Below are 26,514 nucleotides of genomic sequence, written 5' to 3' on the forward strand. Positions count from 1 at the left end.
CAAGCGGGGACCGGATCAGCCAGCCCGCGCGGCGACTGAGCGACGTCCAAATCCGCCATCCCGAAGGGATCGACCGGATTTGGTATGAGAGGGGTCTCCCTCTCGCGCCACCGCTCGGCCGCGGAACGTTGCTCGATCCGTTATCCGAGCCATCCCTTCAGCCGCGCCACCGCCTCGGCGCAGTCCGCGTTCGAGCCGGCAAACGAGAAGCGGATGTGGTGGCTGCCCTGTTCCGGGTCGAAGTCGAGGCCGGGCGTTGCGGCGACACCCGCCTCCTCTAGCATCCGTCGGCAGAAGGCACTCGCGTCGTCGGTGTGCCGGGCGATGTCCGCGTAGAGGTAGAAGGCCCCGTCTACCGGGTGGATGTCGGTGAAGCCGAGCCCCGGCAGCGCGTCGAGGAGCACGGCGCGGTTCTGCGCATAGCCCTCGCGGATCGCCACGATCTCGTCGAGGGTGTCGAAGGCGGCGAGGGCTGCGATCTGCGAGAGATAGGGCGCCGAGATGTAGAGGTTCTGCGCCAGCCGCTCGATTCCGCGGACCAACGCCTCGGGCACCACCATCCAGCCGATCCGCCAGCCGGTCATGCAGTAGAATTTCGAGAAGGAGTTGATGACGAGGGCGTTCGCGTCGAACTGCAGCGCGGTCGCCGTGGGCACGCCGTAGCTGAGGCCGTGATAGATCTCGTCGGAGATGAAGGGCAGCGAGAGCGCCCGCGCCGTGGCGCAGAGTTCGGCGAGGCGGGCGGGCGCGATCACCGTGCCGGACGGGTTGGCCGGGCTCATCACCAGCAGGCCGGCGAGGGGATGCGCCGCATGGACCGCGCGCACCAGCGCGGGGGTCGGGGCATAACGGTCTTCCGCGCGCAGGGTCAGCGGCTGCGGGATCAGGTCGAGGGCGCGCAGGATGCCGTCATAGGCCGGGTAGCCGGGGCGGGGCACGCCGATGCGGGCGCCCGCATCGAACAGGGCGAGGAAGGCCAGCACGAAGCCCGCCGAGGAGCCCGTCGTCACCACCACCCGCTCCGGCGAGAGGCTGACGCCGTAGGTCTCGGCGTAGTGCCGGGCGATGCGCGCGCGCAAAGCGGGAAGCCCGAGCGCTTCGGTGTAGGGGATGCGCCCGTCGGCGAGCGCGGCCTGCGCCGCCGCGATCACCGCCCGCGGCGCCGGGGCCGAGGGCTGGCCGACCTCCATGTGGACGACGCCCTCGCCGCGCCGCTCGCGCGCGCCGGCGGCGGCCATCACGTCCATCGCCAGGAAGGGCGCGACGGCCTGGGCGCGGCGCGAGAGGGCGGGATCGGGGCTCACGGGCGGGGGCTCCTCACGGGAGAGGCAAGACTCCGGTCAGGTAGACCCTGCCGGCCCCCCGCTCAACCGGCGGGTTCCGCCTGCGCGCCGAGCGGCGCCCGGTGTCTATGGATCCGTCCGCGGCAATGCGTGGCAGCCTCAGGGCACCGTCTGCACCGCGCGGCCGAAGGCCTGCACCAGCCCACCCTCCAGCTTGCCCTGCATGCCCGACAGGATCGAGAGCGCGTCGCGGCTCGACATCGGCGCCTTGTAGGGGCGCCGCTCGATCAGGGCGGCATAGATGTCGCAGATCGTCAGCAGCCGCACGGGGTCGCCGATCGCGTCGGCGCAGAGCTTGTCCGGGTAGCCCGAGCCGTCGAGCATCTCGTGATGGTGGCGCGTCACCGCGAGCGTGACCGCGTCGCAGCCGCCGGACGCCGTCAGGATCTCGTGGCCGACCGGCGCGTGGGTCTGCATCACGGCACGCTCGTCGTCGTCGAGCCGGCCGGGTTTGTTGAGGATGACGAGCGGGATGCGCGACTTGCCCACGTCGTGCACCAGCGCGGCGCGGGTCATGAGTTGCTTGTCCGCGGCGGAGAGGCCGAGGTTCTGGGCGAAGGCGGCGACGACGCCGGAGACCAGCAGGCAGTGCTGGAAGGTCACGTCGTCATGCGCCCACACCTCGTCGAGCCAGCGCGACAGGCCGCCCTCGTGGATCGCGTCGAGCACCGGTGCGATGCCCCGCTCCACGCTTGACAGGTCGATCGGGCCGGTCTGCGCCGATTCGAACAGGCGCGTCATCAGCGTGCCCGCCCGCTCGGCTTCGCGGGTCACCACGAGGTCGGCCACCGACTTCTCGGGCCAGACCTCGCGCACCAGGGAGCCCACCACCATGCGCGGCTCGGCCAGCGCCGACAGGCACAGGGTGGCGCCGAGGTTGCGCGCCTCGGTGAAGGCGGATTGCCCGTTGCCGCGCGTCAGGCAGATGAGGGGTGTGCGGGTGCGCGCGGGGCGGTTCGCCAGCAGGCGCAGGCAGCGCTTGGCTTCGGGACGGGTCAGGGTGATGTCGGCGATCACGCCGCGGACGAACCCAATCCGGTCCCACGTCTCGTCGGTGCCGACGACCCGGCACTCGGCGACCGCGCGCACGGCCTCGACCAGGGGTTGGCTACGATCCGGGCGGTCGCTCAGCACGACGATCAAGCTCACCCTCCCCGTTTCGCCTATCCCGGCGGCATCGCGGCTGGCTTGGAACTTGAAGTGTATCATTTAGCAAAGTGCTAAGACTGAACGACTTTCGATCCCGCAACCGCGCCAGAGGGCGGGCGCCGCGAAATCGCCGCAGCCCGGGAGCAGGAACAGCGCGAGACCCTTCAGGGGGCGGCTTTCCGTCCGGGCAGATTCGGATCGGCGCGAGGCGCGCGCTGTGCCATAGTTTCGTCGGCGGGGCCGGTTGGAGCGCCTTGTCGATGGTCCCCGCCGGGATTTCGTCCCCGCCACGCATTTCGAGGTATCGATGAAGCTCTTCCGCTCCGTTTCCGTCTTCGCCCTCGCCGGCGGCCTTGCGCTCGGTGCGGGTGCGGGCGCCCGCGCGGAGGACGCCGCCCCCTTCACCGACGCCCAGCGCAAGGCGATCGAGGGGATCGTCAAGGACTACCTCGTCAAGAACCCCGACGTCCTGCAGGAGGCGATCGCCGAGGGCGAGCGCCGCGCCCAGGAGACGCAGAAGCTCGCCCAGGCCGCCGCGCTGAAGGAGTCGCGCGAGGCGCTGACGAACTCGCCCCACGGCATCGTCGCCGGCAACCCGAACGGCGACGTCACCGTGGTCGAGTTCTTCGACTACAATTGCGGCTATTGCCGCAAGGCCTTCACCGACGTGCAGGCCCTGATCAAGTCCGATCCGAAGCTGCGCGTGGTGCTCAAGGACTTCCCCGTGCTCGGCGCCGAGTCGCTGGAGGCGAGCCGGATCGCGCTCGCGGCCAAGATGCAGATCAAGCCGGAAAAGATGTTCGACTTCCACGCCAAGCTGCTTGAGACCAAGGGTCGCATCAACGGCGAGCGGGCGATCGCGGTGGCGCGTGAGTTCGGTGCCGACGTGGAGCGCCTGAAGAAGGATGCGCAGGGGCCGGAGGTGAAGGCCGCGCTCACCGAGAATGTCGGCCTCGGCGACAAGCTCAGCCTGTCGGGCACGCCCGCCTTCGTCATCGGCGACGAGATCCTGCCCGGCGCGGTCGGCGTCGAGCCGATGCGCAAGACCATCAGCGACATCCGCCAGTGCGGCCACGCGAGCTGCTGAGCCGCCACCCTCGGCGGACAGAAGAAGGGCCCGGTGCGGATCGATCCGCACCGGGCCCTTTCTCGTTCAGGCCGCCGCGGCGCGGGGATCGCTCCGGAGCGGGCGCTCGCCGCGGATGCCGGGCTCGTTGCCGGCTTGCGGCGCGGCTTGGCCGCCGGCAGGGGGCGGATCGGGGTTCACCCATTCCGCACGCTGGCGCGGCAGGGCGCCAGGATACTCTTTCTGCAGGAAGCCGATCATCTTCTCGCGCACCTCGCAGCGCAGATCCCAGGTCTGGGGCGCGTTGCGGGCGCTCACCAGCATCCGCAGCTCGATCCCGCTCTCCCGCGCGTCCGAGACCTGCAGGTTGACCACGTTGCCGTCCCAGAGCCGGGATGCCCCGGCGATCCGCCGCAGTTCCTTGCGCATCGCCTCGATCGGCGCCCTGTGATCGACGTAGAGGAACACCGAGCCGATCAGCGAGGCGCCGTCGCGGGTCCAGTTCTGGAACGGCTTCTGGATGAAGTAGGTCAGCGGCAGGACGAGACGGCGCCAGTCCCATAGCCGCACGACGACGTAGGTCGCGTTGATCTCCTCGACCCAGCCCCACTCGTTCTCGACGATGACCGCGTCCTCGATCCGGATCGGCTGGGTGATGGCGATCTGGATGCCCGCCACGAGGTTGGAAAGCACCGGCTGCATCGCCAGCCCGAGGATCAACCCGGCCGCGCCCGCCGAGGCGAGCAGGCTCACCCCGTATTGCCGCACCGGCTCGAAGGTCATCAGCGCGATGGCGACGGTCACGAGGGCGACCAAGGTCAGCGCCGCCCGCTCCAAGATACGCATCTGCGTGAAATGCTTGCGGGCGAGCAGGTTGTCTTCCGCATCGAGCTTGAACCGGCGCAGGTAGATCACGGTGGCGATGTGGATCGCCGTGGCGCAGGTCCAACCCGCGAGCGTCACGAAGGCGACGAGCAGCACCTGATTGAGGACGAGCCGGATCTGCCACGTCAGCGGCGCGGTGGAGACCGCTAGTGCCAAGCTGATGACCAGCAGCGCGAGCCGGCTCGGCCCTCGGGTGCGTGACACCAGCGAGCGCCAGAACAGGCTCTTTCCGCTCACCGCCCTCTGCGCAAAGCGGTAGGCCGCCCCGTGCAGGGGCAGCACCAGCGCGCAGCAGCCGGCCAGCAGGATCGGGCTCGCCACCCACCAGGGCCATTGGACGATCCAGCCGATCATCTGATCGAAGAATGCGTGAACTTCCGCCATCGATCACCTCCTCGTCAGGGGGCAATGATCGCTGCCAGGCACGGTTCCGCACTGCACAATGGTGCAGCTACTCTCCCGCCACCGCCCTTATTGCATGCCCCGCGGCACCGAGGCGCGGCGCCGGCAACCGGCGGGCCCGAGCCGCGAGCGCTGAAGCGCCAACACAACGGCACGCGGTCCTTCTGCGTGGCAGCACGAGACGTTCGACACCCTGAGCGTTCTTTTAAGTTGCTAACTGCGCGGCTTCTGCCTAGAAAGCCAACCTTAGCGAGATTTATGGTGGCGGGTTCACGTCATGTGAAAAGCGCTGGCACTCATCGATAAAAGTGGCCGATGGCATCAAATATTTCAGGATATCACTTGTGCTCATGCTCTGTTGCTTTGAGCTTTCGGGTGTATCCTCTTCATGGCGAGATGAGCGATTGAGCGATGCATATCGATGCTTCGTTGGAGTGTCGCTTCGGCCGCAACGAGATCAGTCTTGACGTAGCCCCACCCGGTCACCGGTCAGCAGGTGGCGAAGCGACGCCGCAGCGCAGGCGCAACTTTCGGAGACCGTTCGCGCCGAAGACATCCTTGTGGAGACTCGACCGTCGATGAGAAGACTGTTGTCCATCATTGTAAAAAGTGAAGATATCCGACTGCTGGCAAGCAGTGCAGTCTTCAATTCATTTAGCTTGATAAAGAACTTGCCTCACGATGGCAGGCTAAAAGCTGCACGTTCATACCTGCGGTCTGAGCGGCAATCAAAAATCGGCACTGATGGCGTATTCGACCTCGAATTTTACAAAGCACGATTTCCAGCGCACGCCCGACGCCCAGCCAACTATCTCCTGCATTACATCAAGAGAGGGTGGAGGATCGGACTGTGTCCTCATATCATGTTCGATATCGGATACTATATTCATGAGGCGGAAAAGAAGGGATTTTGCATCGATGTCGAGCCATTCGAGCATTATTGCAAAGATGGTTGGAGGGATAATATCTCTCCATCGATGTATTTTGATAACGATTGGTATGTCGGCACATACATGAAGCACACCGATCGAGGGGGCTCTCCTCTCGAGCACTTTTTACAGATTGGCTCGGAGAACGGGTATAGTACGTCGCCCTTTTTCTCGATGCACCGGATCGGCAGCGCGCTTGGCGTAAATTCCGGGCAAACCCTGCCTATTCTCAAAAATTACATGTCTTCGAACGAAAAATGGAGTGCTATCGATACCCACCCCCTTTTCGACACCAAATTCTACAACGCCCGATATCCCGACGTCGCTCAAAACAACGTCAGCCCGCTGGCGCATTTCACCGCCTACGGTCTCGGCGAGCGCCGCGTGACAATGCCCTTGAACGATTCGCCTGCCGGCCACGCGAACGAGATCGATCGATTGCAGTTCAAGTTCGTAAATTATTCCGACTATTTCGGAACAAAGGAGATTTTTAACCGCTACATCTACCTCGATAAGCTGATCTACCGCATCGGCGAAGACAGAGGAAAGGACGCGCGTCGCCCACTTGCCATTATTGCTATGTACAACGATGCTGACTGTATCGAGGCCGTGCTTCGTGCCGCTGTGAGAGAAGGTCTCTCGCTATGGCTGATTGATAACTGGTCGACTGACGCGACCTACGAGATCATCAGTGAGTTGGCTTCAGCATCCGATCTGACGCCCTATATCGACGGAATCGAGAGATTCCCATCCGCCGGGCCGAGCGATCAGTACGACTGGCACGGCATCCTCAGCCGGAAGCAGGTAATCGCCAGCCAATTTCCTGGCCGATGGATCCTTCATCAGGACAGCGACGAGATAACCACCTCGCTTGTCGGCAATTCCACCTGCGCATCGACGCTGCAGGCGATAGCCTCGCTCGGGTATAATGCTGTCAACATGCGCATGTTCGACTTCAGGCCGATCGACCGATCGGAGCCCGGTCCTGATATCGAAGCGCATTTCGACTATTTCGAGTTCAGTGACAAGCCTGGATATGCGAGCCAACTAAAGGCTTGGATTCAGCCCGATACAGTTGTGGATCTCGCCAGTTCAGCCGGACATTGTGTGCAGTTCGGCGGTATCAAAGCTTATCCCCTGCGCCTCCCGCGCAAGCATTATGCACTTCGCTCCGTGAGCCACGCTCGACGTAAGATTACGCTGGAAAGGCTCCCCCGATTCGAGAAAGAGCGAATGGAAAAAGGGTGGCACGTACACTACGAAGCTGATTTCGACGACAGTAAATTCGTCTGGGATCGCGAGCGTCTCCAATTGTACACATCGGTCGGTCACGCCAGTGTCTGGTTTCCAAAAATGTTCAACGATGATTTCGTTGCCTGGAGCTAGTGGGATGGCGATCAACCAGAACTACGAGCGCAGGGTCCTCGTTGTGGGGCACCGACCCTACTTTGAACTTCACATGCCGGAGACGCATGGAAAGACGCTGATCCATAAGCTCGAATTTTATCATGGTGTTGAGAATCGCGCATTCAACGTAATCGAGGCTTTCAAGCCGGACGCGCTGCTTGCGTTTCGGCCCGAGCTCGTGCCGCTATCCGTGCTGCTCTCGTTTTCCGGCGAGAAAATCGGCTTCTCAAGCGAAATCTTCCCGCAAAAAATCGGGGATCGCATCGTCGGAGCAGAGGTTCATAGAAGGAAATTCGATTTTTTCGACAATAGCGCGATCCGGCGGTTCGATCAGCTCTATCATTATGACATCTCTTCAAAAGAATTTTTCGATAGTGTCGGAATGAAATTTGCAGATTTTCCTCCTTATCCTCTGAATCCAATACTTTTCGAACGAAAAAGTTGCCATAAAGATATCGATGTACTTTTCATAGGGCGTGTCTCGCCGCGTAGGTACGAAATGCTCGAACCGTTAAAGCGGCGAAAATTTAGATTGGTCAGCATCGATCACGGGTTGTTCGGTGAAGAACTTGTCAATTTGCTTCGTAGGTCCAAGGTCGTTTTGAACATCCATGCGGAGGATCATGTGTCATTCGAGCCTCGGACCTTGATCGGTGCCGCGGTCGGGGCAGTGGTCGTGTCGGAGCCTATCCCGATCCCGCCCTGGATGACGGCCTGCCCCTTCATCTTCACCAACGACCTAGGCAGCAATCTCATGTCTCGCCTCGACTTGGCTTTGGAGAACTATGACGAGCAGCTGCGGCGCGCTGAAGCATTCCGGCGCGAGCTGGAAACATTGTGCTCCGCAAACCAGTTCATCGATAGGTGCTTGTCGCGGGCAAAATGAAATTGCGATAGTTATTGCGGAGGGGCGTGTGGCCGGAAGATCAATCCGACTGAAGGAATATGGTGCCAACCTTGATTTCGAGGCGATCCCCTCCGCAGATTACGTTGAGGCCCGTGGTCATGCCATCGATGACCGCCCGTGCCGCGTTCGTACCGATGAGAACGGGTTCATTCTGTCCGGCCATTCCTTAACAGGTAAGACGATCATCGGATTGGGGGACAGCGTGCTGGAATGCCTGTTCGTCAAAGAAGATGACCGCTTCTGTGCGCAGCTCCAGAAACGGATACGTCAGGAGACGAGTCAGAGCATCAATGTACTGAATGGCGGCTACAGCGGGAGTACGACGCTCCATGTCCTAAATGCCTTCATCAACAAGGTCGTCCCGCTGAAACCGGATGCGGTCTTCCTCATGACCGGCATCATGGATCTGGAAGCGATGTTCAAGGTCGACAGCTTCTGGAGCAAAGATGCCTATCTGCGCAGCATCATGGACAACGGCGACGCGCCGGGTTTCTGGGACCAGAATTTTCGCGAGGAAATGGACGAGAACAGTCGATCGACCCTCAATCGACTGCTCATCGACGCCGCGCGAGCGTTCGCGATCCCGCTCGTGTTCGTTTCGACCCCGCACCAGACTGTCTTCCAGGGAGCGTATGTACAAGGACATTATACAAGCAAGGACGCGTATTCCGTCAGGGTGCGCAATCGCCGCTCGGCGAACCGGCAGATCGAAGACCTATGCTGCCAGCTCGGTGCTCATTACATCGACATCCAGTCGTTTGCCGACGGCTTGGATGGCATGTTCTATGATGACATCCATTTGACCGGGCTCGGGGCGGGGCGGGCAGCAGAGGCATTGGTCGAGCGCGGATTCGCCCAGGCGCTCCGAGACCAGGGCGTGATCTGAGTATCTCTCACAAGACGCCCGGTCGCTGGGCGCTTTTCCTCCGTGCACGAAGGCGCAGCGGGCGCTTTGTGAAAAATGCTCATCTGCGGTGAAGAGAGTCGAATCGAGATCCGGGACCATCGTTCCAAATCCGATGGTCGGGGGCGATGCTTCGGAGCGCGTTTCGACGCGACGGTCCCCGTCACCGGGGACCGGTCACCCGGCCGCCGGCCCACCCTCCCGCAGCGCGCGGCGTAGCACCTTGCCGACATTGGTCTTCGGCAGGCTGTCCTGGATCACGATCCGGCGGGGCACCTTGTAGCCGGTGAGGCTCGCGCGGGCATGGGCCCGGAGCGCGTCCGGCTCCACGGACGGATCGCGCAGGACCACGTGGGCGACGACCATCTCGCCGCTGTCGCCGCAGGGCGCGCCGACCACGGCGCATTCGAGCACCGCCGGATGAGTGGCGAGCACGTCCTCGACCTCGTTCGGGTAGACGTTGAAGCCGGAGACGAGGATCATGTCCTTCATCCGGTCGACGATGCGGATCTGCCCGTCCGGCGTCATCACCGCCACGTCGCCGGTGCGGAAGAAGCCGTCGACGGTCATCGCCGCCCGCGTCTCCTCCGGGCGGTTCCAGTAGCCGGCCATCACCTGCGGCCCGCGCACGCAGAGTTCGCCCGGTACGCCGAAGGGCAGCACCGTGCCGTCCTCGGCGCGGATCGTCACCTCGGTCGAGGGCAAGGGATAGCCGATCGTCCCGGTCCACTCGGCGAGCCCGAGCGGGTTGACGCTCACCACCGGCGAGGTCTCCGACAGGCCGTAGCCTTCGAGGATGGTCTGGCCGGTGATCGCCTTCCAGCGGGCGGCCACCGCCGATTGCACCGCCATGCCGCCGCCGACGACGTACTCGACCTGCGAGAAGTCGACCGTGCCGATCTTCGGGTGGTTGTTCAGCGCGTTGAACAGCGTGTTCACCCCGGCGAAGTTGGTGAAGCGGGTGCGGCTGAGCGTCTTCACGAAGCCGTCGAGGTCGCGCGGGTTCGGGATCAGGAGGCAGCAGCCGCCGAGCCGGAAGAAGAACAGGAAGCAGGCCGTCAGCGCGAAGATGTGGTAGAGCGGCAGCGCCGTCACCGCCACCTGCCTCTCCCCATCCCCGCCCCCCAACGGGCCGCGGAACCAGACCCGGCTCTGCTCGACATTGGCCATGATGTTGCGGTGGGTCAGCATCGCCGCCTTGGCGATGCCGGTGGTGCCGCCGGTATATTGCAGGAAGGCGACGTCGCCGGGCTCGATCAGGACCGAGGGCCGCTTGAGGCCGCGGCCCGCCCGCACCACCGCCTCGAACCGCTGGGTCCGCCCGGCCGGCAGGGCGTAGGGCGGAACCGCCCGCTTCACCCGCCGCGAGACGAGATCGACGATCCGTCCCTTCAGCCCGAGCCCGTCGCCGGGCCCCGCCACGACGATCCGCTCCAGGCTCGGCATCTGCGGCAGCGCCTGCTCGACCGTGTGGCAGAAATTCTCCAGCACGAAGAGGACGCGGGCGCCGGAATCGTTGATCTGCGCGGCGAGTTCGCGCGGGGTGTAGAGCGGGTTGACGTTGACGACGGTGCAGCCCGCCACCAGCACGCCGAGGAGCGCGACGGGACAGGCCGGGACGTTGGGCATCATCACCGCGACGCGGTCGCCGATGCCGTCGACGCCCGCCTCGCTTCCCCGGCTCGCCTTGCCGTAGCCGTTGGAAGCGAGCCACGCCGCCACCGCCTGCGCCGCGGCGCCGACCTCGCGGTAGCGCAGGCTCGCGCCGAAGCAGGTGATCGCCGGGCGCTCGGCGAAGCGCAGCACGCTGCGGTCGAACAGATCGACCACCGTGCCGACGGAATCGGTGTCGATGTCGGCGGGAATGCCGGGGGGATAGGCGGCCAGCCAGGGACGCTCCGCGCTCCGGTCCTGCGCCATCCTCGTCCCTCCTGCCCTGTGGCATGCGGCTTATGAGGGCCGGCCTCACGCCGGCTCCGCCGCTTCCCGTCGTGGCTTAAGCGTTTCCGGCGCGTTCGATCAAGCCGTGCCCACCCGCGCGGCTTGAGGTGTTGCCCGGGCTGTCCGCTGCGGCCGCAGGCGGGCGGCCACGAGCAGACCGTGCGGCAGGGCGGCGACCGTCAGCAGCCCTGCTGCGACGACAAGGTCGCGGGCGTCGAGCGGGCGGCGCGGCCACGGGCCGAACCCGGCATCGCGGGCGAGCCCGATCAGGGCGGCGGCGAACCACAGGGCCAGGAAGCCCGCGGCCCATCCCAGCAGCGCCCGCCCTGCCCTGCGCCAGCGGCCTCCGCTAAGCGCCGGACCCGGCCGGCCGGCCAGCCGCGCCCCGAGCCCCATGGCCAGCCCGAACAGGCCCGCAGCGGCGCCCGCCCCCATCGTGTAGGCGATCACCATCGGCGTGCCGTTGAGGAAGGCACCGCTGCCGGTGCCGAAGCCCGCCCGCAGCACGAGGCCGCCGAAGGTCGGGTGCAGGCTCACCCCCAGCAGCAGCACGAGGCCGATCCCCCCGCCGACGACCCGCCGGGCGAACGAGGCGGGGCCCGGCACCAGCATCACCGCCAGGATGCGGGTGAGCCCGTAGACCAGCGCGAAGGCGAAGAGCGGGTAGCGGTCGAGGAAGAAGCCGTAGAACCGCGTCGCCACGTCCGGCGGCATCGCGCTGCGACCATCGAAGCCGGTGAGGAAGACGGCGAACAGGGCGGCGAGTGCTGCCAGCAGCGGTGCCGCGGCGATGGCCAAGCGGCCCCGTTCCGATCGCGATGCACGCGTCTCCGCCGGGCCGGCCGCGAGGCCCGCGGAGAGCGCTCCGGTGCGGCTCACCGCTCGTAGTGTTCGCGCACGAGCCGGTCGAGCAGGCGCACGCCCCAGCCCGCGCCCCAGCTCCGGTTGATCTCGGAGGGGGTGGACGACATGCCGACGCCGGCGATGTCGAGATGGGCCCACGGCACGTCGTTGACGTAGCGCTTGAGGAAGGCGGCCGCCGTCGCCGCGCCGCCGTGACGCCCGCCGGTGTTCTTCATGTCGGCGAACTTCGAGTCGATCGCCTTGTCGAAGGCCGGGATCAGCGGCATCCGCCACACCCGCTCGCCCGCTGCCTCGCCGGCCGCGGTGATCTGGCCCGAGAGCGCGTCGTCGTTGGAGAACAGGCCGGCGATGTCCTGGCCGAGCGCGACGATGATCGCCCCGGTGAGCGTGGCCAGATCGATCATCGCCTTGGGCTTGTAGGTCGCCTGGACGTGCCAGAGCACGTCGGCGAGCACGAGGCGCCCTTCCGCGTCGGTGTTGATGACCTCGATGGTCTGCCCCGAGAGCGAGGTGACGATGTCGGAGGGGCGGTAGGCCGCGCCGTCGGGCATGTTCTCGACGATGCCGATGGCGCCGATCACGTTCGCCTTGGCCTTGCGCGAGGCCAGCGCGTGCAGGGTGCCGACGACCGCGGCCGAGCCGCCCATGTCGCCCTTCATGTCCTCCATGCCGCCGGCCGACTTGATCGAGACGCCGCCGGAATCGAACACCACGCCCTTGCCGATCAGCGCCAGCGGCGGCTCGGCGGCGTCGTCCGCCCCGTTCCAGCGCATGATCGCCACCCGCGGCTCGCGGGCCGAACCCTGCGCCACCGCCAGCAGGGCGCCCATGCCGATCTCCTTCATCCGCGCCACGTCGAGGATCTCAACCTCGACGCCGAGCTGCGTCAGCTCGGAGACGCGCCGGGCATATTCCTCCGGGTAGAGGACGTTCGGCGGCTCGTTGACGAGGTTGCGGGCGAGGATCACGCCCTCGGCCACCGCCTCGGCGCTCCGCGCGGCGGCTTGCGCCCCGGACGGGTCGGCGACCAGCAGGGTCAACGCGGCACCCGCCTCGTCCTCGTCCTTCTTCTTGGTCTTGTACTGGTCGAAGCGGTAGCTGCGCAGGCGCGCGCCGAGGGTGAAGTCGGCGACATCCCGGGCGCTGGCGGCGAAACCGGGCCCGTCGAGCACGACGCGGGCGCTGCGTGCGCCGACCTTGCCGGCGGTGAAGCCGCCCAGCACGGTCCAGTCGATCTTGGCCCGGTCCTTCTCCGACCCCAGCCCGATCACCACGAGCCGGTCGGCCTCCACGCCCGCCGGGGCCGGGAGGGCCAGCGCGCTCTGCGCCTTGCCCTTGAAGCGCTCGCTCGCCGCGGCGCGGGCGACCAGCTCGGTGCCGGGCCGCCCCAGGATCTCGGCCGCAGCCCCCGACACGGCGAGGTCGTCGCCCACGAACACCACGAGGTCGCCCCCGGCACCGCGCGACGACAGCGGTTCAAAGGCGATTTCGATCCCACCGGCCATGATGCTCTTCGCTCTCAACCCGTCTTCCGCCGGCTCCTCCGCGGATCCCGCGACAACCGGCGAACCTGTGTACCCGCTGAAACGCAGAACGCAACGCGTGGGCGAGCCGCAGAGGGGGCGCTCAAGCCGGCAGCCCGAGTTCCTGCCGGAGACCGGGGGCCGGGGAAGGCTTCCACCAGCGAAACGTGATGGCCGGCCGGCCTGTCCGCGAGCCCGCTTTGGAGGGCGGCATGCCCGCTTGGGCGTCGTTGCTCATGCACCGGACTATCCGCCGTCGTATCCTGCCGGATCCGAGCTGCGCAAACGCCCTTAAGGAGGTCATGTCGAATCCCGACGCATCGCCAGGAAGGCCGACGAAGCCATTCGACAGCGCGAACGACATCCGCACGCCTGAGGATGCCGCGGCCTACCCGCGGATGACGGTCGCCGCGGTGCGTACCGGGCCCCAGGCCGCCTGAAACCACCCTCGGCCCTTCCCCCGCCACCACTGGCCCGCGCCGCGAAACGGCCTCAATCCGGGCGCCCCGAGACGCTCAAGGCCAAAGGCATCGGCATTCGGGACAGCTTGGCCTGGACGCCGCGACCGGCGAGAATGCGCGGCGCCGGGACCGGCGGCGAGGAAGGGGTGCGAGGGTCGGAAGGCGCGGATGACGCAGATCGAGCGCTACATATTCAGGATCGCGCTCGGGGCCTTCCTCACCTGCCTGATCGGCCTCACCGGCACGATCTGGGTGACGCAGGCCCTGCGCGAACTCGACCTCGTCACGGCCAAGGGGCAGACGCTCCTCGTCTTCCTGTTCATCACCGCCCTGTCGCTGCCGACGCTGATCACGGTGATCGCCCCGGTCGCCCTGTTCATCGCCTGCGTCTACGCGCTCAACAAGCTCAACGGCGATTCCGAGCTGATCGTGATGTCGGCGGCCGGCATGCCGCCGCGCCAGTTGCTGCGGCCCTTCGCGACGCTGGCCCTCGCCATCAGCGTCGTGGTCGCCTTCCTGACGATCCAGGTGATGCCCTCCTCCTTCCAGGAGTTGCGCGACGTGCTGACCCGGGTGCGCGGGGATTTCGTCGCCAACGTCGTCAAGGAGGGCCAGTTCACGGCGCTCGACAACGGCATCACCTTCCATTTCCGCGAGCGCGGTGCCGACGGCTCGCTCCAGGGGCTGTTCATCCAGGACAAGCGCGAGGCCGGCAAGGCGGTGGTCTACCTCGCCGAGCGCGGGCGCGTCAGCGAGGTCGATGGGCAGACCTACCTCGTGCTGGAGAAGGGCAGCATCCACCGCCAGCAGAAGGACAGCCGCGATTCCTCGATCGTGAGCTACGAGCGCTACGCCGTCGATCTCGCCGCCTTCACGCCGCCGGATTCCGAGACGGTCTACAAGCCGCGCGAGCGCTCGACCCTGGCGCTGCTCTTCCCCGATACGGGCGAGGGCTATTACCGCCTGCAGAAGGGCCGCTTCCGGGCCGAGTTGCATGACCGGCTCTCGGCCTGGCTCTACCCGCTGGCGCTGGCCTTCATCGCATTTGCCGCTCTGGGCGATCCGCGCACCACGCGCCAGGGCCGGGGCCTCGCCGTGGCCGGCGCGGTGCTCGGCGTCATCGCGTTGCGCATCGCGGGCTTTGCCGCGAGCAGTGCGGCCGTGCGCAGTCCTGGCGCCGTGGTCGCGATCTACGCCGCGCCGCTCGGTGCGATCGCCCTCTCCTGCCTGCTGATCTTCGGCGGCGCCCGAACCCGCGCGATGAACGAGTGGTTCGGCCGGCTCGGTCGGAGGCTCGCCGGTAGCCTGCGGCGGCGCCCGCTCGCCGGACGGGCCTGAGGGCACCGGCATGCTGATCGGCGCGACCCTCGGCCGCTACTTCGCGTGGCGCTTCGTGCGCACCATCCTCGGCGTGTTCCTCACGGTCTTCGCCCTGGTCTACACCCTCGATTTCGTCGAGCTGCTGCGTCGCGCGGGCGATGCGGAGGGCGCTTCGCCGGGGCTGATGGCGCAGCTCGCGCTCTACCGCACGCCCGCCGTGGCCGAGAGCGTGCTGCCGTTTGCGGTGCTGTTCGGCTCCATGGCCGCCCTGCTGCAGCTCTCGCGCAAGCTCGAACTCGTGGTGGCGCGGGCCGCCGGCATCTCGGCGTGGCAGTTCCTCCAGCCCGGCGCCTTCGTGGCGCTGGCGATCGGTGCGCTCGCCATCGGCGCCTACAATCCCCTCTCGGCGGCGCTCAAGCAGCGTTCCAGCGAGATCGAGGCGAAGATCTTCGCCAAATCCACCAAGGCCGGCACCGGCAAGGACCTGTGGCTGCGCCAGCGCAGCATCGACGGCCAGGCGATCATCCGCGCCGAGACGGCGGTCGAGGGCACGACGACGCTGGCCGGCGTCACCGTGTTCCAGTTCGACGACGCGGGCATCTTCACCGCGCAGCTCGAGGCGGCACGGGCGACCCTGCACGACGGCTGGTGGGAGTTGCGCGATGTGCGGGTTCTCACACGCGATGAACCGCCCGAGAGCCACGAGGTCTACCTCGTCGCCTCGACGCTCGATCCGAGCCAGATCCGCCAGCGCTTCACCCCTCCGGAATCTGTGCCCTTCTGGCAACTTCCGGAGACCATCGCACGCCACGAGCGGGCCGGGCTGGATGCCACGCGCTACCGGCTCCAGTACGATGTGCTGCTGGCAACGCCCCTGCTCTACCTCGCGATGGTCCTCGTGGCGGCAACGGTTTCCTTAAGGTTCTTCCGCTTTGGTGGTGTCGGTAAACTGGTGCTCGGCGGGGTGAGCGCGGGCTTCGTGCTCTACGTCGCGCGGCAGGTCATGGAGGGCCTCGGCGCGTCGGGGATGGTCGCGCCGACAGTGGCGGCGTGGTTCCCCGCCGTGGTAGGGAGCTTGCTCGGTACGCTCACGCTTCTCTACCAGGAGGACGGCTGATGCACGGTTGTCCGGGTGGGGCGGGTGGACGGGGTCGTCGTGCAGGGGGCTGCACAGGAGTTGGGTGGCGCGTTGCGTAAGGTCGCCGACATCGCGATCACGGTCTCCGTGGCCGCACTGCTGACGGCAGCCTACGGGCTCGCCGCGCCGCGCGCCCATGCCCAGGCCGGACTGGAGAAGCTCGCCGGCGCCAAGCCCGGCGAGAAGGGCCAGCGCCTGCTCGTCGAGGCCGACGAACTGATCTACGACAACGACCGCAACACCGTGACCGCGCGCGGCAATGCCGAGCTGCATTACGGCGCGCGCACGCTCCAGGCCGACCGGGTGCGCTACGACCGCGGCACGAGCCGCGTCTTCGCCGAGGGCAATGTCCGCCTCACCGACGAGACCGGGGCGCTGGTCACCGGTGAGCGGATGGAGCTGACCGACGACTTCAAGAACGGCTTCGTCGAGGCCCTGCGCATCCAGCAGACCGTCGTGATGAAGGGCGAGACGGTGCGCACCCGCATCTCCGCCCCGCGGGCGGAGCGGATCGCGGGCGAGCAATCGAGCTTCGACTACGCGACCTACACCGCCTGCGAGCCGTGCAAGGACCATCCGGAGACGCCGCCGCTCTGGCAGATCAAGGCGGCCAAGATCATCCACAACAATGAGACCCACACGATCTCCTACGAGGATTCGAGCCTCGAGATCGGTGGGATCCCGGTCGCCTACCTGCCCTATTTCGAGTCCGCCGACCCGACGGTGAAGCGCAAGACCGGCTTCCTGACGCCGCGCTTCATCACCTCGACCCCGCTCGGCAGCGGCGTCGCGACCCCGTACTTCATCAATCTCGACCCGAGCTACGACCTGACGCTGACGCCGGCCTTCGTCTCGCGCCAGGGCGTGCTGGGCCAGGCCGAGTTCCGCCAGCGCCTCGACAACGGCAGCTACAACCTGCGCCTGTCGGGCATCTTCCAATCGACGCCCTCGGCCTTCCTGCCGGGGCCGCTCGGTGCCGCCGACCGCGAGTTCCGCGGCTCGGTCGAGACGCGCGGGCGCTTCTTCATCAACGAGCACTGGCGCACGGGCTGGGATCTCGTCGGCGTGACCGACAAGTGGTTCCTCGACAACTACCGCATCCGCAACCAGAGCATCACCACCGACTATTTCCGCGAGGCGGTCTCGTCCGCCTACCTGATCGGCCAGGGCGACCGCTCGTGGTTCGAGGCGCGCGGCTACTACTTTAAGGCCCTGTCGAGCTTCGACTGGCAGAAGGAGCAGCCGATCGTCCTGCCGGTGATCGACTACGACAAGCGCATCGACGGGCCGGGCAAGATCGGCGGCGAGGTGCGGTTCGAGGCCAACGTCACGAGCCTCAGCCGCGAGGCGACCGACTTCCAGGGCATCCCGCGCACCGGCAGCTACCTGTTCGCCCCGAGCGTCAACGGGATCAGCTACCCGCTCTACGAGACCTGCACCACCTTCGTGCGCGACCGCTGCATCGTGCGCGGTTTGGGCGGCGTCGACACGCGGCTCTCGGCCCAGGTCTCCTGGCGCCGCAGCTTCATCGACGATTTCGGCCAAGTCTTCACGCCGTTCACCTATCTGCGCACCGACGCCTTCTTCGTGAACCCGAGCCGCTCGGGCTTCCAAAACGCGCTGGTGAACAACATCACCACCGTCGATGACGGCTTCTCCGGCCGGATCATGCCGGCGATCGGCCTCGACTACCGCTATCCCTTCGTCGCCGATTTCGGCGGGCTCGGCGTCCACACCCTGGAGCCGATCGCCCAGGTGATCGCCCGGCCCTCCGAGACCCGGATCGGCCGCCTGCCCAACGAGGATGCGCAGAGCCTCGTCTTCGACGACACCTCGCTGTTCCAGTGGGACAAGTTCTCCGGCTACGACCGGGTCGAGGGCGGCGTGCGGGCCAATCTCGGCGCGCAATACTCCGTCGTGACCCCGTCGGGCTGGTACGCCAACCTGATGTTCGGCGAGTCGATCCAGGTCGCGGGCGTGAACTCGTTCCGCCGCGGGGATCTGGCCAATGTCGGCCTCGATTCCGGCCTGGAGAACCGCCGCTCGGATTTCGTGGGCCGCTTCCAGCTCTCGCCCAACCAGAACATCAGCTTCATCAGCCGCGCCCGCTTCGACCAGCGCGACTTTGCCGTGAACCGGTTCGAGACCGGCGTGACCGCGCGGTTCTCGCCGTTCCTGCCGCTCGAGACCTCGCTGTTCTACTCCTACTACGAGGCGCAGCCGGCGCTCGGCTTCGTTCACCGCCGCGAGGGCGTGACGGCCTCGGCCACCTACCGCATCACCCCGAACTGGTTCGTCACCGGTTCGGCGCTCGTCGACTTCACCCGCTACCTCGACACCCGCGACACCTTCGCCGACCTCTACACCGCCTACCTCGCCAACCCCGTCGGCCTCGCGCCGGTCTACAGCAGCCCCGGCCTGACCTACCTCTCCGGCCTGAGCCTCGGCGGCGGCTATCAGGACGAGTGCACCACGGTCTCGCTGAACTACATCGTCTCGCCCATCGCCACCGCGATCGGCGTGCGCGAGCGCAACCAGACCGTGCTGCTGCGCCTGGAGCTGAAGACGCTGGGCGAGGCGGACCTGCGCCAGAACGTCAGCAGCTCGACCACCGCCGACGGCATCGCCTCGGTGCGCTGAGATGGTCGTCTGCGCCGGAATGCAACGATGCTGAAGGGGGCGGCCGATTCGCTGATCCGCGCCTATGGCGCCCTGGCCACGCTCCCGTTCAGGTTCCGCCGAGACCGCATCGCCCCGCCGAAGGACCTGGCGCACGGCGCCTGGATCGACATCCTGTCGGAGCGCTTCGACAAGCCGGGCCTGCGCGTACTCGAGGTGGGTTCGCGCAACGTCACCGGCGCCAACTTCCGCCACCGCTTTGCCCAGGCGGAGTATGTCGGCTTCGATCTCTACGCGGGCGAGAACGTCGATGTGGTCGGCGATGCCCACCGGCTTTCCCACTATTTCGGGGAAGACGAGCGCTTCGACCTGATCTTCTCCTCGGCGGTGTTCGAGCATCTCGCCGCGCCCTGGGTGGCGGCGGTCGAGATCGCCAAGCTCCTGAAGGTCGGCGGCCACGTCTTCGTCGAGACGCACTTCTCGTTTCGCTCGCATGAGCGGCCGTGGAACTTCTTCCAGTTCTCGGACATGGGCCTGCGCGCCCTGTTCAACGACGCCCTCGGCTTCGAGCTGATCGACAAGGGCATGAGCAGCCCGATCGTCGGCTACTTCACCGACCGGGCGCGGCCGGGCCTGCGCTTCGCGCCGATCACCGAGATGTACGGCCACAGCGAAATCCTGTGCCGCAAGCGCGCCGAGCCGGCGGGCTTCGACTGGACCCGCATCCCCCTCGACGCCATCGTGGACGGCACGCGCTACCCGGCGCAGAGCCGGTAAGGCTGAAACGCTCGGGTTGGGGGTGCCGGCGGCATCGTCCCACGTATGGCCCGCAAAGGACATCGGGAGCGCAACGAACGGCGACGGGCGCGATGCGTTCGCTCGCCAATCCAACGCGGACACCCCGGCGGAGGGTTTCACGGACCCGCCGATCCCACGCCGCTGACGGATCCCAGCAAGACGACGCTCGCCTCGGCGCGCCCAGGACGCGGCTGCACCCTGTGCAGCCGCACCACGGCGAGGCCGGAAATCCTGTGATGGGGCGGGCTTCGGCCCGCTCCGCGCTTGACCCCGTCCCGCACGCCCCCGACGGTGGCGCGCAAAATCGGACGGGAACGGACATGGCCCTCCTTCAGCGGCTTCTCTCCTACGCTTCCTCGGCCTTCGGCCTGCCGGCCCCGGCCGAGACGGTGCCCGACGGCAGCGAGGAGCATCTCGCGGCGACCGCGCTCCTCGTCCACGTCGCCCGCGCCGACGGCGTGCTCGACCCGGCCGAGGGCGAGCGGCTGGTGCGGCTGGTGCGCCGCCGTTACGCGGCCAGCGACGCGGAGGCGCAGAGCCTGATCGAGCGCGCCGCCACCTTCGAGGCGCAGACCCGCGACATGACGAGCTTGGTCGAGCTGATCGGCAGCGACGGCAGCAGCCCGGAAGAGCGGGGGCGGTTGCTCGCCATGGCGTGGTCGGTGGCCGGCGCCGACGGCGAGGTGCACGAGTTCGAGGAGGCCCTGGTCTGGCGCCTCGGCAAGCTGCTCGGCTTCGACGAGCCGGCGATTACCGCCGCCCGCGACCGCGGCTTCCGCGAGCCCGCCGGTGCGTGATGGCCGATCCAGAGCAGAGCCCTGGAGAACCATCGGGGCGCTGGCCCGACACCCCGCCGAGGGGATGATCCCCTTGGGACTCCGGACCTTTCGATGATCGTCAGCCTGACCCTGATCCTGCTCGCCCAGCTTCTGGGCGAGGTGGCGGCCCGCGCCGCCGGCCTGCCGGTGCCGGGGCCGGTGATCGGCATGGCGCTGCTCCTCGGCTTCCTCGTGCTGCGCGACCGGACGCAGCCGGCCTCGACCCGCTGGCTGCCGCCGCCGCTGGTCGATGGCGGGCTGGAGGGCACCGCCAAGGGGCTGCTCGCCCACCTCTCGATCATGTTCGTGCCGGCGGGCGTCGGCATCGTCGGCAAGCTCGACGTGCTGGCGAGCCACGGGCTCGCGCTGGCGGCGGTGCTCACCCTCTCCGTGACCCTGACGCTGGCGGCGACGGTGCTCACCTTCGTCGCGGTCTCCAAGCTTCTGGACCGCCGATGACCGGCGAGTTCGCGCTCTGGGTCTATCTGAGCCGCACTCCGCTGCTGTGGCTCGCGGTGACGCTGCTGGCATACGCGGTGGCCGACCGCCTGTTCCAGGCGGCCGGGCGCCATCCGATCGCCAATCCGGTGATCCACGCGATCTGGATGATCGGCCTCGTGCTGACGCTGACCGGCACGCCCTACCGCGCCTATTTCGAGGGCGCGCAGTTCGTGCACTTCCTGCTCGGACCGGCCACGGTGGCCCTCGCCGTTCCGCTCTACGAGCGGCGGGCGACGGTGACCCGCGCGCTCCTGCCGATGCTCGCCGCCCTGTTGGTCGGCTGCGTCACGGCGATGACCTCGGCGCTGGTCTTCGCCAAGCTCGCCGGCATCCCCTACGACGTGCGCCTCGCCATGGCCCCGAAATCCGTGACCACGGGCGTCGCGATGGGCATCGTCGAGGCGCTCGGGGGCGACCCGACGCTCGCCGCCGTACTGGTGATGCTCACCGGCATGGCCGGCGCGGTGATCGTCACGCCGCTGATGCGGACCCTGCGCGTCGAGGACATGCGCGCCCGCGGCTTCGCAGCGGGGCTGGCCGCCCACGGCCTCGGCACCGCCCGCGCCTTTCAGGTCAGCGAGGTCGCCGGCACGTTTGCCGGCATCGCCATGGGGCTGAACGCATTCCTGACGGCGGTTCTGGTGCCGGTGGCGGTGAGTTTCTTGCGATAAGCCCCGTATTGCGCCGCAGCCCAACGCACCGTACACCTCGGCGCAATCGCTCGGACCCGGTGCAAGCCCGGGTGGCTCTTCCGGCCGCCGATCCGCCGGACCACGCATTCGTGACGCTCGCTCCCTCCCCGCATCAGCTGGCGGAGCCTCGCGTCCCTCTGCGGAATCTTCTGCCATGTCATCGACTGTTTCAACCGCCCGCGGGCGGTTCGGCTCGGCTTGGTTCGCCAACTGGTTCGCCAACCCTTGGGCCGACATCCTCTCCGGCATCGTCGTCGCGCTCGCCCTGATCCCGGAGGCGATCGGCTTCTCGGTGATCGCCGGGGTCGATCCGAAGGTCGGCCTCTACGCTTCCGTCGTGATCGCCTGCGTCATCGCCTTTGCCGGCGGGCGTCCGGCCATGATCTCGGCCGCGACCGCCGCCACGGCGGTGGTGATGGTCGATCTCGTGCGCGACCACGGCGTCCAGTATCTCTTCGCCGCCACCATCCTGATGGGCGTGTTCCAGATCCTGGCGGGGCTCGCCCGGCTCGGGCGGCTGATGCGCTTCGTCTCGCGCTCGGTGATGACCGGCTTCGTCAACGCGCTGGCGATCCTGATCTTTTTGGCGCAGCTCCCCGAACTCACCGGCGTCACGCCGGCCACCTACGGGCTGATCGCGCTGGGGCTCGCCATCATCTACGGCTTTCCCAAAATCACCCGCGCGGTGCCTTCGCCCTTGGTCGCCATCGCCGTGCTCACCGCGCTGACCGCGTATCTCGGGCTCGACGTGCGCACCGTCGCCCATCTCGGCGCGCTGCCGACCGCCCTGCCGAGCTTCGCCCTGCCCGACGTGCCGCTCAACCTAGAGACCCTGCGCATCATCCTGCCCTACTCGGCGACGCTCGCCGCGGTCGGCCTGCTGGAGAGCCTGCTCACGGCGCAGATCGTCGATGACATGACCGACACCGGCAGCTCCAAGAACCGCGAATGCATGGGCCAGGGGCTCGCCAACATGAGTTCGGCGGTGTTCGGCGGCATGGGCGGCTGCGCCATGATCGGCCAATCGGTCATCAACGTGTCGTCCGGCGCCCGCGGCCGGCTCTCGACCCTGGTGGCGGGGGGCTTTCTCCTCGCGCTGCTGGTGCTGTTGCAGGATCTGCTGGCCATCGTCCCCGTCGCGGCGCTGACCGCCGTGATGATCATGGTCTCGCTCAACACCTTCTCCTGGCGCTCGCTCCTGGCGCTGCGCACCAACCCGCTGCCCTCCTCCCTGGTGATGCTCGCCACCGTCGCGGTGGTGGTCGCCACCCGCGATCTCGCCATCGGCGTGCTGGTCGGCGTTCTGCTCTCGGGCGTGTTCTTCGCGGACAAGGTCGCGCGGATGAGCCGGATCACCGCCGAGCTGTCGCCGGACGGGCGCACCCGCACCTACCGGGTGGCGGGCCAGGTGTTCTTCGCCTCCGCCGGCACCTTCGCCGAGGGCATCGACGTCCGCGAGCCGGTGGAGCGGCTCGTCATCGACGTGCACGCGGCGCATTTCTGGGACATCTCGGCGGTCGGCGCCCTCGACCGCGTGGTGATGAAGGCCCGCGCCGCCGGCCGGACCGTCGAGGTCGTGGGCCTCAACGAGGCCAGCACCACCCTGGTCGAGCGCTTCGGCCGGCACGACAAGGCGGACGCTTCGCTGCCGGCGCATTGAGGGGCACGGCGCGTTCCGTTTCCAGCCTTGGTTGTGCAGTGCGGGCGAAACTCGGTAATGTCGGCGCGCGACCCTCCGGAGCGTCGCGGTGTGGTGTCGCCCTGAGGCCGAGCCGGCCCGTTGCCCTGCGAGGCGCCGTGTTTCCCTTCGACCCCCCTCGTCAGACCCGGCGCCGCGCGAGCCGCATCCTCACCCGCACGACACGGAAAGTGACGGGGCAGCTTACGCGCTCCCTCGAGAGCGCCGCCAAGTCCGTCACGAAGGCCGCCACCAAGGCCGTGACCCGCTCGACCGAGACGGCGATCCGGGAGACGCGCAAGGCGACGGTCCGATCCGTGAAGCGGACGGTCCGGGACACCGAGAAGGTGGTCGCGGCCGCCCTCACCGCGAAAGGGTCTGAGACGACCCGCAAGCCGCCCGGCCAGTTCGTGACGGTCGATGGCCTGCCGGTGCACGTCATCGTGCGCGGACGCGGCCGGCCGGTGGTGCTCGTCCACGGCAACGGCACCATGGCCGAGGATTTCGCGATCTGCGGCCTGATCGACCGGCTGGCGGCCCGCTACCGGGTGATCGCGATCGACCGGTCCGGTTTCGGCTACACCGGCCGCCCCCGCCACCGGGTCTGGACCGCTCAAGGGCAGGCCGTGCTGCTGCACCGGGTGCTGGAACAGCTCTCCGTCGAGCGTCCCCTCATCGTCGGGCATTCCTGGGGCACGATCGTCGCCCTGGCGCTCGCCGCCGACGGGCGGCGCCCGCTGCGCGGGCTCGTGCTCTTGTCGGGCTCCTATTTTCCGGGGCATCGCACCGACGCGGCCCTGATCGCACCGCTCGCCGTGCCGGGCTTCGGCGACGCGATGCGGGCCATGGTGCCGGCGAAGGTGAGCGCGTCGCTCACCGGGCAATCGTTCCGGCAGGTCTTCTGGCCCCAACCTGTGCCGGCCCGCTTCACAGCGCGCTTCCCGATCGAGATCGCGGCGGCGGCGACGCAACTGCGCGCGGTCTCGGAGGACGCCGCCTCGATGAATTCCGCCGTCACGGGGCTCCAGCGCCGCTACAGTGGCCTGACGCTGCCGGTGTCGATCCTGGCCGGGGACGCGGACGCGATCGTCAAGGCCGGCGAGCACTCGGTGCGGCTGCACACCACGATCCCCGGAAGCACGCTGCGGCTCCTGCCCGGCCTCGGTCACATGATCCATTACGGCGCGCGGCTGAAGGTGGAGCGCGCGATCGACGCGGTGATGAAGCTCGGATAGCTGCGCCCGCAGGGGCCGAATCCGGCACCGCCGCGCCCCGGATCGCCGGGCATCGAGACGTGTCCTCGTCGAGGGCCACACGGAGGCCGATCGGAGCCTGCTGTCATCGGGCCTCCGCCATCAAGGGGGATATGTTACCGCGCTTGCTGGGAGGTTCGCGTGGGGTGGAGGCTGTGTGAAAACGCTGCTGTTCTGATAGTCTCTGCGGGACGGCGGAGGCGGCTATGGCGCGTTTTGTTTGTGGTGCTGATCGCCATCAAGTCACGCTTCTGCCGAACCGGCTGGACGATTACGTATCCGAGGACAATCCGGTGCGCGTCGTCGATGCATTCGTCGACGAACTCGATCTCGCGGCTCTGGGTTTTGACGGCGTGGTGCCGGCCACGACGGGCCGGCCCGGCTACCATCCCGCGACACTGCTGAAGATCTACCTCTACGGCTATCTCCACCAAGTCGCCTCCAGCCGCCGCCTGGAGCGCGAGGCCGGCCGCAACGTCGAGCTGATGTGGCTGACCGGCCGCCTCGCCCCAGACTTCAAGACCATCGCCGACTTCCGGCGCGACAACGGTCCTGCGATCCAAGCCGCCTGCCGCCAGTTCGTGGTGCTGTGTCGCCAACTCGGCCTCCTGGCCGGTGGTGTCGTGGCGCTGGACGGCAGCCGCTTCAAAGCGGTGAACGCCCGTGATCGCAACTTCACCCCAGCCGCGGTCCGGCGCCGCATCGAGCAGGTCGAGGCGAGCATCGCACGCTATCTCGCCGCCCTCGACACCGCCGACCGCCAGGAAGACGAGGTCGCGCGCGTGCGCAAGGTGCGCATCGCCGAGCGTCTGGACGCCCTGCGGACGCGAATGCGCGAGTTGCAGGCGATGGAGACGCTCGTCGAGGCTGCCCCCGACCGGCAGATCTCGCTGACAGACCCGGACGCGCGGGCGATGGCCACGAGCGGTAAGGGCACGGGGATGGTCGGCTATAACGTGCAGGCGGTCGTCGACACCGAGCATCATCTGATCGTCGCGCATGAGGTGACCAACGTCGGGCACGACCGCACCCAGCTGGCGCACATGAGCCGCCAGGGCCAGGTGGCGACCGGGCATGAAGGGCTCAGCGTGCTGGCCGACCGGGGCTACTTCTCGGGCGAGGAGATCCTGGCCTGCGAGCAGGCCGGCATCGCGGTGACGCTGCCCAAGCCGCTGACCTCGGGCGCCAAGGCGGAGGGGCGCTTCGGCAAACAAGACTTCGTCTACGAGCCAGAGGCGGACGCCTACCGGTGTCCGGCCGGCGAGCGGCTCTCGTACCGTTACACGAACGTGGAGGGCGGACTGACGCTACGCCGCTACTGGACGACGGCCTGCCACGACTGCGCGATCAAGGCACGCTGCACGCCGGCCAAGGAGCGGCGGGTGACGCGGTGGGAGCACGAGGCTGTCTTGGAAGCCGTACAGCGCCGGCTCGACGCGGATCCTCATGCGATGCGCACGCGGCGCCAGACGGTCGAGCACGTGTTCGGGACGCTCAAAGGCTGGATGGGGGCGACGCACTTCCGGATGCGACGGTTGAGAAACGTGGCCACCGAGATGAGCCTGCAGGTCCTGGCCTACAATCTGAAGCGGGTCATGGCGATCCTCGGAACCGGGCCTCTCCTCACCGCCCTGCGGGCGTGAGGGCACGCGGCACCTCGCACCCCGTCACCAATCCGCGCCGACACACCCAACCGCGTTCTCACACAGCCTCGGTGGGTAGCGGACGCTCGTCCCCCGCCCTGGAGCGGACGTTCCGCATCCGACCTGAGCCAGCCGTACGGACAGCCCAAGGCACTTCCCCAAAGCCGTGAATCGACGGTTCGGCAACATGGACTCAGTATGGGAAACGGCTGTTCAGCCAGTCGGCATTAGACGTCCAAAGTAGAACTCGATGAAGACGGTCCAGCAGCTCGA

At 67.5% G+C, this 26,514-nt stretch carries 20 protein-coding genes and 1 other annotated feature; of the genes, 14 read left to right on the forward strand and 6 right to left on the reverse strand.

Going from position 1 to position 26,514, the window contains the following annotated elements:
• Nucleotides 1-140: 140 nt before the first annotated feature.
• Both J2W78_RS10690 and J2W78_RS10695 read right to left on the reverse strand, forming a co-directional pair.
• Nucleotides 141-1,304, reverse strand: a complete 1,164-nt coding sequence (locus J2W78_RS10690) for a pyridoxal phosphate-dependent aminotransferase (protein WP_253370437.1) — start codon at nt 1,302-1,304, stop codon at nt 141-143.
• A gap of 138 nt (nt 1,305-1,442) precedes the next feature.
• On the reverse strand, nt 1,443-2,486 hold the full coding sequence (locus J2W78_RS10695; RefSeq protein ID WP_301288787.1) for an HD-GYP domain-containing protein: 1,044 nt from the start codon (nt 2,484-2,486) through the stop codon (nt 1,443-1,445).
• Nucleotides 2,487-2,799: 313 nt separating this feature from the next.
• Here J2W78_RS10695 and J2W78_RS10700 point away from each other — a divergent pair, with 313 nt between their 5' ends.
• Entirely contained in the window at nt 2,800-3,579 is a 780-nt protein-coding gene (locus J2W78_RS10700; protein WP_253370440.1) for a DsbA family protein, read from the forward strand.
• 66 nt (nt 3,580-3,645) lie between these two features.
• On the opposite strand, the gene J2W78_RS10705 is transcribed toward J2W78_RS10700, so the two are convergent.
• The gene (locus J2W78_RS10705) at nt 3,646-4,827 is read right to left on the reverse strand and encodes a mechanosensitive ion channel family protein (protein ID WP_253370442.1); all 1,182 of its coding nucleotides are present in this window, start codon (nt 4,825-4,827) and stop codon (nt 3,646-3,648) included.
• A 596-nt stretch (nt 4,828-5,423) separates the two neighbouring features.
• On the opposite strand from J2W78_RS10705, the gene J2W78_RS10710 reads away from it, so the two are divergent.
• From J2W78_RS10710 to J2W78_RS10720, 3 genes are read left to right on the forward strand one after another with little or no spacing between them, the layout of a single operon-like run.
• Nucleotides 5,424-7,160, forward strand: a complete 1,737-nt coding sequence (locus J2W78_RS10710) for a glycosyltransferase family 2 protein (protein WP_253370443.1) — start codon at nt 5,424-5,426, stop codon at nt 7,158-7,160.
• Nucleotides 7,161-7,164: 4 nt separating this feature from the next.
• Nucleotides 7,165-8,067 (forward strand): glycosyltransferase family protein, encoded by a 903-nt coding sequence (locus tag J2W78_RS10715; RefSeq protein WP_253370445.1) that lies wholly within the window; start codon nt 7,165-7,167, stop codon nt 8,065-8,067.
• Between the two features lie 28 nt (nt 8,068-8,095).
• Nucleotides 8,096-8,974 (forward strand): SGNH/GDSL hydrolase family protein, encoded by an 879-nt coding sequence (locus J2W78_RS10720; RefSeq protein ID WP_253370447.1) that lies wholly within the window; start codon nt 8,096-8,098, stop codon nt 8,972-8,974.
• A gap of 195 nt (nt 8,975-9,169) precedes the next feature.
• Here J2W78_RS10720 and J2W78_RS10725 read toward each other — a convergent pair whose 3' ends face one another.
• The 3 genes from J2W78_RS10725 to J2W78_RS10735 all read right to left on the reverse strand — a co-directional run bounded on the left by J2W78_RS10725 (nt 9,170) and on the right by J2W78_RS10735 (nt 13,302).
• Nucleotides 9,170-10,912, reverse strand: a complete 1,743-nt coding sequence (locus J2W78_RS10725) for an AMP-binding protein (RefSeq protein ID WP_253370450.1) — start codon at nt 10,910-10,912, stop codon at nt 9,170-9,172.
• 99 nt (nt 10,913-11,011) lie between these two features.
• Complete coding sequence (locus J2W78_RS10730) at nt 11,012-11,812, reverse strand: hypothetical protein (protein ID WP_253370452.1); 801 nt, start codon at nt 11,810-11,812, stop codon at nt 11,012-11,014.
• A complete protein-coding gene (locus J2W78_RS10735) occupies nt 11,809-13,302 on the reverse strand; it encodes a leucyl aminopeptidase (protein WP_253374016.1) in 1,494 nt (497 codons plus the stop codon). Before J2W78_RS10735 ends, J2W78_RS10730 begins: the two co-directional genes overlap by 4 nt.
• A 647-nt stretch (nt 13,303-13,949) precedes the next feature.
• Here J2W78_RS10735 and lptF point away from each other — a divergent pair.
• From lptF to J2W78_RS10785, 10 genes are all read left to right on the forward strand, one after another.
• Complete coding sequence (gene lptF / locus J2W78_RS10740) at nt 13,950-15,119, forward strand: LPS export ABC transporter permease LptF (RefSeq protein ID WP_253370453.1); 1,170 nt, start codon at nt 13,950-13,952, stop codon at nt 15,117-15,119.
• A gap of 10 nt (nt 15,120-15,129) precedes the next feature.
• Nucleotides 15,130-16,218 (forward strand): LPS export ABC transporter permease LptG, encoded by a 1,089-nt coding sequence (gene lptG / locus J2W78_RS10745; protein ID WP_253370455.1) that lies wholly within the window; start codon nt 15,130-15,132, stop codon nt 16,216-16,218.
• Nucleotides 16,219-16,290: 72 nt separating this feature from the next.
• Nucleotides 16,291-18,879, forward strand: coding sequence for an LPS-assembly protein LptD (locus J2W78_RS10750; protein ID WP_253374017.1), 2,589 nt, complete (start codon nt 16,291-16,293; stop codon nt 18,877-18,879).
• A gap of 27 nt (nt 18,880-18,906) precedes the next feature.
• Nucleotides 18,907-19,635, forward strand: a complete 729-nt coding sequence (locus tag J2W78_RS10755; protein ID WP_253370457.1) for a class I SAM-dependent methyltransferase — start codon at nt 18,907-18,909, stop codon at nt 19,633-19,635.
• A 341-nt stretch (nt 19,636-19,976) separates the two neighbouring features.
• Nucleotides 19,977-20,453 carry a TerB family tellurite resistance protein gene (locus tag J2W78_RS10760; protein ID WP_253370459.1) on the forward strand — a complete coding sequence of 159 codons (477 nt, stop codon included), beginning with the start codon at nt 19,977-19,979 and terminating at the stop codon, nt 20,451-20,453.
• A 93-nt stretch (nt 20,454-20,546) separates the two neighbouring features.
• On the forward strand, nt 20,547-20,933 hold the full coding sequence (locus J2W78_RS10765; protein WP_253370461.1) for a CidA/LrgA family protein: 387 nt from the start codon (nt 20,547-20,549) through the stop codon (nt 20,931-20,933).
• Entirely contained in the window at nt 20,930-21,646 is a 717-nt protein-coding gene (locus J2W78_RS10770; protein ID WP_253370462.1) for an LrgB family protein, read from the forward strand. Before J2W78_RS10765 ends, J2W78_RS10770 begins: the two co-directional genes overlap by 4 nt.
• A gap of 49 nt (nt 21,647-21,695) precedes the next feature.
• Nucleotides 21,696-21,751: a sequence feature (sul1 is cis-regulatory element that is thought to sense ions involved in sulfur or methionine metabolism; They are found in Alphaproteobacteria), on the forward strand.
• Nucleotides 21,752-21,821: 70 nt separating this feature from the next.
• Nucleotides 21,822-23,327: a SulP family inorganic anion transporter gene (locus tag J2W78_RS10775; protein WP_253370465.1), complete on the forward strand. Its 1,506-nt coding sequence runs from the start codon at nt 21,822-21,824 to the stop codon at nt 23,325-23,327.
• A gap of 137 nt (nt 23,328-23,464) precedes the next feature.
• Nucleotides 23,465-24,580, forward strand: coding sequence for an alpha/beta fold hydrolase (locus J2W78_RS10780; RefSeq protein ID WP_253370466.1), 1,116 nt, complete (start codon nt 23,465-23,467; stop codon nt 24,578-24,580).
• Between the two features lie 224 nt (nt 24,581-24,804).
• Nucleotides 24,805-26,241 (forward strand): IS1182 family transposase, encoded by a 1,437-nt coding sequence (locus J2W78_RS10785; protein WP_253370468.1) that lies wholly within the window; start codon nt 24,805-24,807, stop codon nt 26,239-26,241.
• The last annotated feature ends 273 nt before the right edge of the window (nt 26,242-26,514 follow it).

Source organism: Methylorubrum extorquens, assembly GCF_024169925.1.
In the GTDB taxonomy this organism is placed as follows: Bacteria; Pseudomonadota; Alphaproteobacteria; order Rhizobiales; family Beijerinckiaceae; genus Methylobacterium; species Methylobacterium extorquens_A.

What these genes read in the sequence shown, in the direction of transcription:
- J2W78_RS10700 (WP_253370440.1), top strand. Translation starts at nt 2,800, where the DNA reads ATGAAGCTCTTCCGCTCCGTTTCCGTCTTCGCCCTCGCCGGCGGCCTT.
- J2W78_RS10705 (WP_253370442.1), bottom strand. Translation starts at nt 4,827, where the DNA reads ATGGCGGAAGTTCACGCATTCTTCGATCAGATGATCGGCTGGATCGTC.
- J2W78_RS10710 (WP_253370443.1), top strand. Translation starts at nt 5,424, where the DNA reads ATGAGAAGACTGTTGTCCATCATTGTAAAAAGTGAAGATATCCGACTG.
- J2W78_RS10715 (WP_253370445.1), top strand. Translation starts at nt 7,165, where the DNA reads ATGGCGATCAACCAGAACTACGAGCGCAGGGTCCTCGTTGTGGGGCAC.
- J2W78_RS10725 (WP_253370450.1), bottom strand. Translation starts at nt 10,912, where the DNA reads ATGGCGCAGGACCGGAGCGCGGAGCGTCCCTGGCTGGCCGCCTATCCC.
- J2W78_RS10735 (WP_253374016.1), bottom strand. Translation starts at nt 13,302, where the DNA reads ATGGCCGGTGGGATCGAAATCGCCTTTGAACCGCTGTCGTCGCGCGGT.
- lptF (WP_253370453.1), top strand. Translation starts at nt 13,950, where the DNA reads ATGACGCAGATCGAGCGCTACATATTCAGGATCGCGCTCGGGGCCTTC.
- lptG (WP_253370455.1), top strand. Translation starts at nt 15,130, where the DNA reads ATGCTGATCGGCGCGACCCTCGGCCGCTACTTCGCGTGGCGCTTCGTG.
- J2W78_RS10755 (WP_253370457.1), top strand. Translation starts at nt 18,907, where the DNA reads ATGCTGAAGGGGGCGGCCGATTCGCTGATCCGCGCCTATGGCGCCCTG.
- J2W78_RS10760 (WP_253370459.1), top strand. Translation starts at nt 19,977, where the DNA reads ATGGCCCTCCTTCAGCGGCTTCTCTCCTACGCTTCCTCGGCCTTCGGC.
- J2W78_RS10765 (WP_253370461.1), top strand. Translation starts at nt 20,547, where the DNA reads ATGATCGTCAGCCTGACCCTGATCCTGCTCGCCCAGCTTCTGGGCGAG.
- J2W78_RS10770 (WP_253370462.1), top strand. Translation starts at nt 20,930, where the DNA reads ATGACCGGCGAGTTCGCGCTCTGGGTCTATCTGAGCCGCACTCCGCTG.
- J2W78_RS10775 (WP_253370465.1), top strand. Translation starts at nt 21,822, where the DNA reads ATGTCATCGACTGTTTCAACCGCCCGCGGGCGGTTCGGCTCGGCTTGG.
- J2W78_RS10785 (WP_253370468.1), top strand. Translation starts at nt 24,805, where the DNA reads ATGGCGCGTTTTGTTTGTGGTGCTGATCGCCATCAAGTCACGCTTCTG.